Source organism: Micromonospora sp. AMSO1212t (assembly GCF_008868145.1).
Lineage (GTDB): Bacteria > Actinomycetota > Actinomycetes > Mycobacteriales > Micromonosporaceae > Micromonospora > Micromonospora tulbaghiae.
This window is the reverse complement of sequence record NZ_WBKS01000156.1, coordinates 1-12,550: the sequence shown is the minus strand read 5'-3', so window position 1 is coordinate 12,550 and position 12,550 is coordinate 1. Positions and strand designations below refer to the sequence as shown.

12 protein-coding genes are annotated in these 12,550 nt (G+C 72.2%); 5 read left to right on the top strand and 7 right to left on the bottom strand.

The genetic code is table 11. The features are described from left to right. Nucleotides 1–69: 69 nt before the first annotated feature. Complete coding sequence (ctaD, locus tag F8279_RS26680) at nt 70–1,827, bottom strand: cytochrome c oxidase subunit I (protein WP_013284349.1); 1,758 nt, start codon at nt 1,825–1,827, stop codon at nt 70–72. Nucleotides 1,828–1,954: 127 nt separating this feature from the next. Then, a complete protein-coding gene (locus tag F8279_RS26675; RefSeq protein ID WP_151501394.1) occupies nt 1,955–3,061 on the bottom strand; it encodes an FAD-dependent monooxygenase in 1,107 nt (368 codons plus the stop codon). A 329-nt stretch (nt 3,062–3,390) separates the two neighbouring features. Here F8279_RS26675 and F8279_RS26670 point away from each other — a divergent pair, with 329 nt between their 5' ends. Beyond that, the gene (locus F8279_RS26670; RefSeq protein WP_091419044.1) at nt 3,391–4,524 is read left to right on the top strand and encodes a cellulose binding domain-containing protein; all 1,134 of its coding nucleotides are present in this window, start codon (nt 3,391–3,393) and stop codon (nt 4,522–4,524) included. A gap of 60 nt (nt 4,525–4,584) precedes the next feature. On the opposite strand, the gene F8279_RS26665 is transcribed toward F8279_RS26670, so the two are convergent. After that, nucleotides 4,585–5,367, bottom strand: coding sequence for an aldo/keto reductase (locus F8279_RS26665; protein WP_091419042.1), 783 nt, complete (start codon nt 5,365–5,367; stop codon nt 4,585–4,587). A 78-nt stretch (nt 5,368–5,445) separates the two neighbouring features. On the opposite strand from F8279_RS26665, the gene F8279_RS26660 reads away from it, so the two are divergent. Together F8279_RS26660 and F8279_RS26655 are read left to right on the top strand one after the other, a co-directional pair. Further along, a complete protein-coding gene (locus tag F8279_RS26660) occupies nt 5,446–6,480 on the top strand; it encodes a DNA polymerase ligase N-terminal domain-containing protein (RefSeq protein WP_151501393.1) in 1,035 nt (344 codons plus the stop codon). An 8-nt stretch (nt 6,481–6,488) separates the two neighbouring features. Then, nucleotides 6,489–7,670, top strand: coding sequence for a threonine synthase (locus F8279_RS26655; RefSeq protein WP_091419037.1), 1,182 nt, complete (start codon nt 6,489–6,491; stop codon nt 7,668–7,670). 34 nt (nt 7,671–7,704) lie between these two features. Here F8279_RS26655 and F8279_RS26650 read toward each other — a convergent pair whose 3' ends face one another. Together F8279_RS26650 and F8279_RS26645 are read right to left on the bottom strand one after the other, a co-directional pair. Further along, nucleotides 7,705–8,097, bottom strand: coding sequence for a cupin domain-containing protein (locus tag F8279_RS26650; RefSeq protein WP_091419035.1), 393 nt, complete (start codon nt 8,095–8,097; stop codon nt 7,705–7,707). 250 nt (nt 8,098–8,347) lie between these two features. Continuing rightward, entirely contained in the window at nt 8,348–8,752 is a 405-nt protein-coding gene (locus F8279_RS26645; RefSeq protein WP_091419033.1) for a hypothetical protein, read from the bottom strand. Nucleotides 8,753–9,031: 279 nt separating this feature from the next. Between F8279_RS26645 and F8279_RS26640 the strand changes: the two genes are divergently transcribed. Beyond that, complete coding sequence (locus tag F8279_RS26640) at nt 9,032–10,048, top strand: beta family protein (RefSeq protein WP_225853420.1); 1,017 nt, start codon at nt 9,032–9,034, stop codon at nt 10,046–10,048. Nucleotides 10,049–10,050: 2 nt separating this feature from the next. Here F8279_RS26640 and F8279_RS26635 read toward each other — a convergent pair whose 3' ends face one another. Next, on the bottom strand, nt 10,051–10,332 hold the full coding sequence (locus F8279_RS26635) for an iron-sulfur cluster biosynthesis family protein (RefSeq protein WP_047894073.1): 282 nt from the start codon (nt 10,330–10,332) through the stop codon (nt 10,051–10,053). Nucleotides 10,333–10,648: 316 nt separating this feature from the next. Between F8279_RS26635 and dacB the strand changes: the two genes are divergently transcribed. After that, on the top strand, nt 10,649–12,232 hold the full coding sequence (dacB, locus tag F8279_RS26630; RefSeq protein WP_091419031.1) for a D-alanyl-D-alanine carboxypeptidase/D-alanyl-D-alanine-endopeptidase: 1,584 nt from the start codon (nt 10,649–10,651) through the stop codon (nt 12,230–12,232). Nucleotides 12,233–12,253: 21 nt separating this feature from the next. Here dacB and F8279_RS26625 read toward each other — a convergent pair whose 3' ends face one another. Further along, complete coding sequence (locus tag F8279_RS26625) at nt 12,254–12,541, bottom strand: hypothetical protein (RefSeq protein ID WP_151501395.1); 288 nt, start codon at nt 12,539–12,541, stop codon at nt 12,254–12,256. Between the last annotated feature and the right edge of the window lie 9 nt (nt 12,542–12,550).

The following is a 12,550-nucleotide window of genomic DNA, read 5'->3' as shown; positions in this document are numbered from 1 at the left end:
ACGTCGAGACGGGCGCCGCGCCCCTGGCCAGGGGTGCGGCGCCCGTCTCGACGTGGCGGTGCGGTGGTGCTAGCGCTGGTCGAGGTTGCCTGCGGTGTCCTCCTGGTAGCTGGCGCCACCGTTGACCTCGCTGGTCAGCGGCTTGGCACCACCCTCGGGCGGACCGGCCAGGCTCTGCCCGGCGGCCAGCTCGGGGAACTTCGCGTCGAACGCCGGCCGCTCGGAGCGGATGCGCGGCATGCGGTCGAAGTTGCGCAGCGGCGGCGGGGAGCTGGTGGCCCACTCGAGCGAGTTGCCGTGACCCCACGGGTCGTCGACCTCGACGACCGGGCCGGTCTTGTACGACTTCCAGCAGTTCCAGATGAACGGCAGCGTCGAGATACCGGTGATGAACGCGCCGATCGTGGAGATCGTGTTCAGCGTGGTGAAGCCGTCGGCGGCCTGGTAGTCGGCGTACCGGCGCGGCATGCCCTCGTTGCCCAGCCAGTGCTGCACCAGGAACGTGGTGTGGAAGCCGATCATGGTCAGCCAGAAGTGGATCTTGCCGAGCCGCTCGTCGAGCATCCGGCCGAACATCTTCGGGAACCAGAAGTAGATGCCGGCGAACACGGCGAACACGATGGTGCCGAAGAGCACGTAGTGGAAGTGCGCCACCACGAAGTACGAGTCGTGCAGGTGGAAGTCGAGCGGCGGGCTGGCCAGCAGCACACCGGTGAGACCACCGAAGAGGAAGGTCACCAGGAAGCCGATCGAGAACAGCATCGGCGTCTCGAAGGTGATCTGGCCCCGCCACATCGTGCCGATCCAGTTGAAGAACTTCATACCGGTGGGCACCGCGATCAGGTAGCTCAGGAAGCTGAAGAACGGCAGCAGCACCTGGCCGGTGGCGAACATGTGGTGCGCCCAGACGCTCATCGACAGGGCGGCGATGGCGATGGTGGCGGCCACCAGGCCCTTGTAACCGAAGATCGGCTTCCGGGAGAACACCGGGATGATCTCGCTGATGATGCCGAAGAACGGCAGCGCGATGATGTACACCTCGGGGTGACCGAAGAACCAGAACAGGTGCTGCCACAGCATCGGCCCGCCGGTCGCCGGGTCGTACACGTGGGCACCCATCAGGCGGTCCGCGGCGAGCGCGAACAGCGCGGCGGCCAGCAGCGGGAAGACCAGGATGGCCAGCAGGCTGGTGACCAGCATGTTCCAGGTGAAGATCGGCATCCGGAACATGGTCATGCCGGGCGCGCGCAGGGTCAGGATCGTGGTGATCAGGTTGACCGCGCCGAGGATCGTGCCCAGACCGGAGATGGCCAGGCCGACGACCCACATGTTGGCGCCCACGCCCGGGGCGTGGTCGGCGGTGCTCAGCGGCGTGTAGGCGGTCCAGCCGAAGTCGGCCGCGCCACCCGGAGCGATGAAGCCCGCGGTGGCGAGCGTGCCGCCGAACAGGTACAGCCAGTAGGCGAACGCGTTGAGGCGGGGGAACGACACGTCCGGCGCGCCGATCTGCAGCGGCACCACGTAGTTCGCGAAGGCGAACACGATCGGCGTCGCGAAGAACAGCAGCATGATCGTGCCGTGCATCGTGAAGAGCTGGTTGTACTGCTCGGGCGACAGGAACTGCAGGCCCGGTCGCGCGAGTTCGGCGCGCATGATCAGGGCCATCAGGCCACCGATCATGAAGAACACGAACGCGGTGACCATGTACATGATCCCGATCTGCTTCGCGTCCGTGGTGCGCAGCAGCCGCGCGATGGCCGACCCCTTGACCGGCTCGCGGACCGGCCAGGGCCGGGTCACGACCGGCTTGGGTGCGACGGTGGTCACGAGTGGCCTCCGGTTCTGGTTGTCCCGCTCGGCGCGCTGGTCATCGGCGCAGCCGTCATCCGCAAGGAGGATAGTCCCCGGTAGGTGGCCCCGCCGCGTGGGGTGGGCGGCTACGATCACCGGCCCGCTAGAGCGGGCCGGTGAGGAGCCGGTAGTGCTCCCGGAAGATCCGCCCGCCGCGTCCGCGCAACAACGGGTCGCGCAGCGCCGGCGGCACGTCGCGGGTGCGGTTGCGGTCGCGGGTCCGGTCCCGCACCCAGCGGGTACGCGGCCGGCGACGACTCTCGTACGCGATCAGCGCGGCGTCGACGCTGCCGGCGGCCCGCAGCGACTCCGCGAGCACGACGGCGTCCTCCAGCGCCATGGCCGCGCCCTGGGACAGCGTCGGGGCGGTGGCGTGAGCGGCATCACCGACGAGCAGCACCCGGCCGTGGAACCAGCGCCCCAGCTCGACCTCCTCGGTGCGCTCCACGCACACGGTCTCCAGCGCGGCCAGCACCTCGGGCACCGGCCCGCCGTAGGAGCCGAACAGTTCGTGCAGGCGGGCGAGCGGGTCGGCGGGCAGCTCGGTGCCGGCCTCGTCGGCATAGCAGTAGAGCCTCCCGGCGCCGAGCGGCACGACCAGGAACCCGGCCCGCTGGCCGAGCAGTGCCGTCCAGTCCGCGATCCGGGGGCCGCCGCGCACCAGTGCGCGGTAGACCACCTGCCCGGCGGGGCGCGGTGGTCCGCCGAGCGCGGCGAGGGTCCGTACCGCCGAGCGGGGCCCGTCGGCGCCGACGACCAGGTCGTACTCGCCGCCGGTGCCGTCGGTGAAGCCGACGGCGACCCGGCCGGGCAGCAGGTCGACGGTGCTCACCTCGGCGCCGTGGCGCACCGCGCCGCCGGCGCCGGTGAGCAGCACCCGGTGCAGTTCGGTCCGGGGCAGCGCCCGGCACTCCCCCACCCCGGCCCAGAGCGCGTCGAGGTCGACGTCGCACAGTGGCGCTCCGGCGGCGTCGAGGAAGCGCTGCCGGTGGATCACCTGGCCGAGCGGGCGCAGTGGCCCGTCGAGGTCGAGCCGGCGCATCGCCCGGGCGGCGTTGCCCGGCAGGTAGAGGCCGGAGTCGATCGTTTCGGTGGGTGGCAGCCGCTCGGTGACGTCGGGCCGGAACCCCGCCAGGCGCAGCGCCCGGGCCACGGCGAGGCCGGCGATGCCCGCGCCGACGACGAGGATGCGCAGGGGGGAACCACCCATCACGGGGTACGCCTCCGGAGGGGGATCGGAACGCGTTGGAGGCAAGACATTACTCGCCGCAACCAGGCGGCGGAAGTGCCCGTGCGCCCTGGCGCCGGCCACCGGTCGGCGGCGCACCCCGTCCCACCGGCAGGAATCCCGCCTCCATCTGGGGAAGGGGGCGGCCGCCGTGACCTCTCGCGCCACGAGCCGGACGCGGAGCGTTAACGAGCCCGGCGCATTTGCGCAATGATTCGAGACATGTAAATGTATTCCTTGCATCGTGGGAGCGCTCCCGCCCGTATCACCGACCGAACCGGCGCCGTCCCCGCGCCGAGCCAAGGAGCATCATGAAGCGTCCACTCAGGGCCCTCGCGGCAGCCGGACTGCTGGCCGCCGGCACCCTCGTCGCCGTCGCGCTCGGCGGCACCGCCTCCGCCGACACCCAGATCTGCGAGCAGTACGGCTCGACCACGATCGGCGGCAAGTACGTGGTGCAGAACAACCGCTGGGGCACCAGTGCCCAGCAGTGCATCAACGTCACCTCAACCGGCTTCTCGATCACCCGCGCGGACGGCTCCGCGCCGACGAACGGTGCGCCGGTCTCCTACCCGTCGATCTTCGTGGGCTGCCACTACACCAACTGCTCGCCCGGCACGAACCTGCCGGTGCAGGTGAAGAACATCAGCAGCGCGCCGGCCAGCATCAGCTACAACTACGTGAGCGGCGCGATCTACGACGCCGCGTACGACATCTGGCTCGACCCGTCGCCGAAGCGCGACGGCGTGAACCAGATGGAGATCATGATCTGGCTCAACCGGCAGGGCTCGATCCAGCCCATCGGCTCGGTGGTCGGCAACGCCAGCATCGCGGGCCGCACCTGGGAGGTCTGGCGCGGCAGCAACGGCTCCAACAACGTCATCTCGTACGTGGCGCCGTCGGCCATCCCCAGCTTCAGCTTCGACGCGATGGCGTTCATCAACGACACCCGTAACCGGGGCGCGATCACCAACGACTGGTACCTGACCAGCATCCAGGCCGGGTTCGAGCCGTGGCAGGGTGGCGTCGGCCTGGCGGTGAACTCGTTCTCGCAGACCGTCAACACCGGCTCCAACCCGCCGCCGACCACGTCGGCACCGACCACGCCCCCGCCCTCGGGCGGCGCGTCGTGCACCGTCACCTACAAGGCGGCGAACGTCTGGAACAACGGCTTCACCGCCGACGTGACGGTCAAGAACACCGGCTCCGGCACCATCAACGGCTGGACGCTGAACTACAACCTGCCCTCCGGGCAGACCGTCACCAACGCGTGGAACGCCACGGTGAGCCAGAGCGGTTCGGCGGTGACCGCCCGCAACGCCGGCTACAACGGCACGCTGGCGCCCGGGGCGTCGACCAGCTTCGGCTACCAGGCGACGCTGAACGGCAGCTACTCCGCGCCGAGCAGCTTCACGCTCAACGGCTCCGCCTGCGCCCGGGGCTGACCACCGCACACGACAGGGGGCGCGGTCCGCTGCGGACCGCGCCCCCTGTCCGTGTACGCCTCAGCCGGCGAGGGTGTCGATGTCGCGCATCTCCTCGGCGGTGAGCGAGAACCCGAACACGTCGACGTTGGCGCGGATGCGCTCCGGCGTGACCGACTTCGGGATGACCACGGTCTCGTGGTCGATGTGCCAGCGCAGCACCACCTGGGCCGGCGACACGTCGTGCGCCTGGGCGATCCGGACCAGCACCGGGTCGGACAGGTCGCTGGTCTTGAACGGGCTGTACCCCTCCAGCGCCACGCCCCGGTCCCGGTGGGCGGCGTACGTCTGCCTGTCGTACAGCGACGGGCTCCAGCGGATCTGGTTGACCGCCGGCGTCTCCTCGGTGGCCTGGATCAGCTCGTCGATCTGGCCGATCGAGTAGTTGCTCACCCCGACCGTGCGCGCCATGTTCTCGTCCCGCGCGGCGAGCATCTCCCGCCACACCGGGATGCTGTCGCCGGGCGCGGACGGCGGCCAGTGCACCAGCCACAGGTCGACGTAGTCGGTGTCCAGCGCGGCCAGGCTGGCCTCGATGGTCTCCCGCTCCCGGCCCACCCGGTCCGGCGGCAGCTTGGTGGTGATGAAGACGTCCTCGCGGCGCAGCCCGCTCTCCTTGACCGCCTGCCCGACCTCCTTCTCGTTGCCGTACATGGTGGCCGTGTCGATGTGCCGGTAGCCGGCGTCCAGCGCGGCGAGCACCGCCTTGAACCCGGCCTCGCCGGTGGCCTGCCACGTGCCGAAGCCGAGCAGCGGGATCCGGACGTCGCCGGTGAGCGGGAGGGTGGGCTGGTCGCTGTCCATGTCCCCCGTTCTACCCCGGTTCGTCGCACACACACCGGCATCCCGGCGCGCACGGCGGGTCTGGGGGAGGATGCGGGGGTGGCGGACCGGCTGGAAGAGTACCGGCGGAAACGGGACGCCGCGCGTACCCCGGAACCGGTGCCCGAGCGGGCTTCCGGGCGGAAGCGGTCCGCGCGGCGCGCGCCCCGCTTCGTCATCCAGCAGCACCACGCCCGGAGCCTGCACTGGGACCTGCGGCTGGAGCACGACGGCGTGCTGGCCTCCTGGGCGGTGCCGCGCGGCCTGCCCCGCGACCCGGGCCGCAACCACCTGGCCGTGCACACCGAGGACCACCCGATGGAGTACCTGACCTTCTCCGGGGAGATCCCCGCCGGGGAGTACGGCGGCGGGCGGATGATCGTGCACGACACCGGCACCTACCGCGCGGAGAAGTGGCGCGACGACGAGATAATCGTGGTGCTCGACGGCGAGCGCACGAAGGGCCGGTACGTCCTGTTCGCCACCGGAGGGCGGGGCCGGGACTGGATGATCAGGCGCACCGACCCGGCGCCGGAGGGCTGGACGCCGATGCCCGAGCTGGTCCGCCCGATGCGGCCCGCCGAGGGCGGGCGGCTTCCGCGCGACGCCGCCTCCTGGGGGTACGAGCTGCGCTGGGCGGGCGTGCGCGCGATGGCGTACGTGTCGGGTGGCCGGCTGCGGCTGCTCGACGGCGACGACGCGGAGGTCACCGGTGAGTACCCGTGGGCGCGGGCGATGGCCGAGGCGCTCGCTCCGGCCGAGGCGGTGCTCGACGGCGTGCTGGTACGGATCGACCCGGCCGGGCGGGTCCGCCCGCCGACCCGGCGCGACGGGCAGTTCCTCGCCGTCGACCTGCTCTGGCTGGAGGGCGTGTCCAGCCTCGACGTGCCGTACGCGCAACGCCGTGACCTGCTCGACGGTCTGGCGCTCACCGGCCCGCACTGGCAGACTCCGCCGTGGTTCCCGGGAGTCGGTGCGGACGCCCTGCGGGCCGCCCGTGAGCAGGGGCTCCCGGGAGTGGTGGCGAAACGCCTCGACTCCCCGTACGAGCCGGGCCGGCGCAGCCGGCACTGGCTGAGCATCGACGCGAGCTGAGGACCACCGTGCACCTGACGCACCTGGAGTGCCCGCGCTGCGGCCGTGAACACCCGGCCGACGTGTTGCAGAACCTGTGCGGCTGCGGCTCCCCGCTGCTGGCCCGCTACGACCTCGCCGCGGTGGCCTCCACCGTCGCCCCGGAGCAGTTCGGGCTGCGCCCGGCCGACCTGTGGCGCTACCGGGAGCTGCTGCCGGTGGCCGATCCCCGGTTCGTCACCACGCTGGGCGAGGGCTGGACGCCGATGTGGCGCGCGCCCGCGTACGGGCACGAGATCGGCATCGTGGACCTGATCGTCAAGGACGAGGGGCTCACCCCGACCGGATCGTTCAAGGCGCGCGGGGCGTCGGTGGGCGTGAGCCGGGCCCGGGAGCTGGGCGTGAAGCGGATCGCCATGCCCACGAACGGCAACGCCGGCGCGGCCTGGGCCACGTACGCGGCGCGGGCCGGGATGGGCGCGACCATCGCCATGCCGCTGGCCGCGCCGACGATCTGCCGCGAGGAGTGCCTGGCCGCCGGCGCCGACCTGCGGCTGATCGACGGTCTGATCAACGACGCGGGCCGGGACATCGCGGCGCTGATCGCCGGGTCGGACGGCGGGATCTTCGACGCCGGCACGCTACGCGAGCCGTACCGCCTGGAGGGCAAGAAGACCATGGGGTACGAGATCGTCGAGCAGCTCGGCTGGCAGGTGCCCGACGTGATCGTCTATCCCACCGGCGGGGGCGTCGGGCTGATCGGCATCCACAAGGCGCTGCACGAGCTGCGCGAGCTGGGCTGGGTGGAGGACCGGCTGCCCCGGCTGGTCGCGGTGCAGTCCACCGGGTGCGCGCCGGTCGTGCGGGCGTTCGCGGCCGGCGAGGATCGCGTCACCCCGTGGGAGGGCGCGCGTACCGTCGCGTTCGGCATCACGGTGCCCGCCCCGCTCGGCGACGAGCTGATCCTGTCCGCGCTGCGGGACAGCGCCGGCACCGCGATCGCTGTGGACGACGCGGAGATCCTCACCGACCTGCGCGACTTCGCCGCCCGGGAAGGGCTGCTGCTCTGCCCGGAGGGCGCGGCCTGCCTGACCGCTGCCCGGCACCTGCGCGCGGGCGGGTGGATCCGGCCCGGTGAGCGCGTGGTGGTGCTCAACACCGGCGCAGGCGTCAAGTATCCAGGGCTGGTGCACAGCGGGGCGCCCGTGTGACCTGAGGTCGCGGCGCCCCGCTCGAGACCGGCGGTCAGGAGGTGGGCGGCTCGTCCTCGCCCGCCTCCTCGGCGGCGTCCGCCTCCTCCTTCGTCTTGTGCACCGCGCCGTCGGCGTGCTCCGGCGGGCCGTAGACCGTGTAGAGCACCAGCGGGTTCGGCCCGGTGTTGACGAAGTTGTGCTTCGTGCCGGACGGCACGACCACCAGGTCGCCGGAGACGACCTCCTTCTTCTCCCCGGCCACCCGCGCCTCGCCGGTGCCGCTGACGAACGTGAGGATCTGGTCGATGCCCTCGTGGACCTCCTCGCCGATCTCGCCGCCCGGCGGAATGGTCATGATGACCAGCTGGGTGTGCTCCCCGGTCCAGAGCACGCGGCGGAAGTCGGGACTCTTCTCGGCGACGGTCGCGATCGTGAAATGCTCCATGGTCCGCTCATACCCCGTTCGCGCGCCCGCCACGCCGGGAGTCGCAGATGGTGGAATTCCCACGCCGAGCCGGTTTGGATCCCCTCGGAAGGGGCATGTGCTCCCGACAAGACCGGTGCGTTGCTGGGCCGGTCGAGCCAGGTCCCCGCCGGCGTACCGCCGTACGGCTGCGGTGGCGGGAGACGGCCGGAGCGCGGCGACGTTACGACCGGGAGGTCGTGCGGCGCCGTGCGCTCGTCTGCGCGTCCGGTCAGGCGAGCACGGCCAGGTGAAAGGGCCGGTCCACGTGCCCGCTCGTGCCGTGCGTCTCGACGAACACCGCGTTGGCGATCCCCGAGCGCGGCGCCACCGTGATGACACCCTGCGGGGCCAGCCCGTCGGCAGTCGCGGGGCCGACCGTCCCGACGTACGCCGCTCCGGCCACGTCCTGGTCGAACGCGACCTGGTACATCCCGGCGGCGAGCCGGGTGGCCGAGGTGGCGCCGAGGCCGCGGACCAGCTTCCCGTCGGCGTCGACCACGGCGAACAGCATGCGCGCGGTGGCCGGCAGCCCGACCGGCGAACACGAATTGATCTCGGTGTCGGCGCGCGCGGCCTCCCGCATGCTCGGGATCGGCTGGCCGGTGGTCTCCCTCCTTGCTCTACGGCTGGGCATGGTGATCCTCTCTCCCGCCGGTACGCCGGCCGGAGGCGTTCGTACGCTTCCGGGCGATCGTCGGCGATCACCCTCGATGATTCCGACGCTATGTCGGCCAACCGCCCGGCAACCAGCCGCAGAAGTGTCCGATCAAGGACAGTGGACGGCTCTGACCTGCGGAAACGTCAGCCGGATCGCCGATTCGCCGCCGGGTCCGCCGACCGTCCCGGCACCGCTCGTCACACCGGAGCCGACCGGAAACCATGACGCAGCGCGACCGTCTGGCTACATTGAAGTATGGTGCAGCCGCTCCGAGGTCGACCGACGGTCTACCGTCCGGTGCTGGCCGCACGGCGCGGGGAGCTGGAGGCGCTGACCCGGCTCGACGACGCCTCCGCCGCGCTGCTCGCACCGGTCCTCGACGTTCCGGCGGACGCGCCCTCCATCGTGGACTCCCTGGCCCGGCTGCCCGCCGGGATGCTGCCCGCCGTCGACGTGTCGGCGCTGCCGGAGGCCGGCGAACACGATCCGGTCCGCTGGGGCGTACCGCTGGTGCCGGTGATCGGTCTCGCGGACAGCGACCGGCGGCTGGCCGCGCACGGCGCGGCGGCCCGGGCCTGGGCGCACCACGCGGTCGTCAGGTTGCGCCTCGGCCCGGACCGGGCCGGACCGGACGCGGCCACGGCGGCGGCGGAACGGGTGTGGCGGGTGACGGGTCTGCTGCCCGAGCAGTGCGACCTGCTGCTGGACGCCGGGGACGTGTGCTGCCAGGCCGACGTCCGGCTGGCCGAGCCGCGGATCCGGCGTGCGGCGCAGTGGGCCCGGCGGCACGCCTGGCGTTCGGTGACGACGGCGGCCGGCGGGATGCCACCGGCCCTGTCCCGGCTGCCGGCGGACGAACCGGTCCGGGTGGACCGCTACGACTGGTCGCTCTGGCGGCGTCTGGCCGACCTGGGCGTCGGGTACGGCGACTACGGGGTGGGCTGCGCGGTGCGGGACGCGGACGAGCCGGGCGACCGGACACCGACGCTGCGCTGGGCCGCGGACGACGCGTGGTGGGTCTACCGCTGGTCGCGGCGGGGTGGGCGGGGCGACGAGCGCTTCGCCGACCTGTGCCGCACGCTGACGGCCGCGCCGCACTGGTCGCCGGCCGGGGCCGGCTTCTCCTGGGGCGACCACGAGATCGTCCGGCGGGCCCGGCGGGGCGCCGGCGCGGGCTCACCGGCCAACTGGATCGCGTGGAGCACGTCGCATCATCTGGCGCACGTGCTGGCCGCGCTGATCCGGCCGGAACCGGACCAGCGCGCCGGCTGAGCTCACTCCTTCTCGGTGAAGCCGAACTGCACCACGCCCTCCTCGTCGACCACCGCGTCGACGGACGTGTCGTTGAGCAGTTCGGCCGCGTCCGAGTCGAGGAAGATGCGCGCGCCCTCGGTGTCCACCACCTGGTCGCCCTGCACCGGCTGCGGCACCAGCTCGATCGAGAGCGAACCGGCGTCGGTGTCGGCGGCGATGCGCAGCCCGCCCGCGTCGGCGACGTCCTGCTGGGCGGCGAGGTCACGGATCACCAGGACGGCGTTGTCGGTCATGGTCAGCATGGCTGAACTCCTCATGGCTGGATGTCGGGTTCCGCGGGCGACACGGCCCACGCGGTCGGCTCGCGACCCGGAAGCGGGCGAGACACGATCTCGCCGCGCTGGAAGCAGGGCGGTTGCCACGGCCCTCACCCCCACCGTGCCCGCTGCCCGGTCATCCGTCAAACGGAACCCGATGATCCGCCGCTCCTCGGTGAACAGGTGTTTTCCCCGATTCGGAGCGGGAACGACGCAGGGTTGCGGCGCCCGCGCCAGGGCCGCAAATAACCTTTCGCACCGGAGTCTTTTCCGGAGGAAATCTCCGTGGCAGCATCTTCCCATGCATCGTCGCCTATTTCCCCGGGCACTCGCGGTGCTGGCGCTGGTCGCCACCGCGGCCGCCGCCGGCACCACCACCGCCACGGCCGAAGCGCCCACCCCGGCGCAGACCCGGCTGAACGCCACAATCGACGCGATCCTCTCCGACAGCCGGCTCGACGGAGCGCAGGCAGGCGTGGTCGTCGTCGACACCGCCACCGGCCGCACGCTGTACGACCGCAACAGCACCCGGCGGCTCATCCCCGCCTCCAACACCAAGCTGCTCACCTCGGCGGCGGCGATGGAACTGCTCGGGCCGGGCCACCGCTTCACCACCGAGGTGAGCGCCGACGGGTCGCGCCGCGCCGGAATGCTCTCCGGCGACCTCTACCTGCGCGGCGGGGGCGACCCCACCATCCTCGCCGCCGACTACGACCGGCTCGCCGAGCAGGTCGCCGCGGCAGGCGTACGCGTGGTCGCGGGCGATCTGGTCGCCGACGACACCCGGTACGACAAGGGCCGGCTCGGTCCGGACTGGACCTGGGACGACGAGCCCTACTACTACGCCGCTCAGGTGTCAGCGCTGACAGTGGCCCCGGACACCGACTACGACGCCGGCACCGTGATCGTGCAGGCCACCCCGGGCACCCGGGCCGGTGTCCGGCCGAAGATCACCATGACCCCGGACAACGGCTGGTTGCGGATCGACAACCGGGCCGAGACGGTCGCCGACGGCGAGACGAGCATCTCGTTCGAACGTGAGCACGGCGGCAACACGGTGGTCGTGACCGGCCGGATCGCGGTCGGCCAGGCCGCCGAGAGCGACTGGGTGACCGTGTGGGAGCCGACCGGCTACGCCGCCGACGTGTTCCGCTCCGCGCTGCGGCGGCACGGCGTACGGGTGCTCGGCCGGACCGTGCTCGGCACCGCCACCCCGGACACCGCCAAGCCGCTCGCCCGGCACGACTCGATGCCGCTGGCCGACCTGATGGTGCCGTTCCTGAAACTCTCCAACAACGGTCACGCCGAGGTGCTGACCAAGGAACTGGGCCGGCAGCTCTCCGGATCCGGCACCTGGGCCGCCGGGCTGTCCGCGATCAGCGGGTACGTGGGCGACGCCGGAGTGGACACCGGCACGCTGCGCCAGCGCGACGGGTCCGGCCTGTCCCGGCGCAACCTCGTCCCGCCGGCCCAGTTCGTCACGCTGCTCTCGGCGGTCCGCGCCGAACCGTGGTTCGACACCTGGTACGCCGCGCTGCCGGTGGCCGGCAACCCGGACCGGTTCGTGGGCGGGACGCTGCGCAGCCGGATGGGCGGCACCGCCGCCGCGAACAACGTGCACGCCAAGACCGGCAGCCTGACCGGCGCATCAGCGCTCTCCGGCTACGTCACCGACGCCGACGGGCGGCTGCTCGCCTTCTCGATCGTGCTGAACAACTACCTCACCTCGTCGGTGAAGGGGCTGGAGGACCAGATCGCGATCGCGCTCGCCTCGTACACCGAGAAGGAAACGGCGACCGCCCGGCGGACCGTGCCGGCCGCACCGGAGTCGCCGCGCGTACCGGAGGGGCGGGAGTGCTCCTGGGTGAAGCCCGCGCTCTGCTGACCGGCCCTACCGCCCCGGTGCTCAGGCGCCGGGGCGGTACGGACGCGGGTCGGCCGCGGGGTCGCCGCGCTCGACGAGCGCGTCGATCTCGGTCGACGGCAGTCCGCGCAGCGTGAGCACCCGGCGCCCCCACACGTGCAGGCGGCACGGGTGCGGGCTGGCGTCGTTGCGGCAGATGGTCCCGCCCGACCAGGCCCGCGGCGCGTGCACCACCACCGCCCGCACCGCGAACTGGACGTCCTCGACCGTCACGTACGGCGGCATCGGGATCTCGCGCAGCACGTCACAGTCGGTGCGCGAGATCCCGATGCCGCCGTA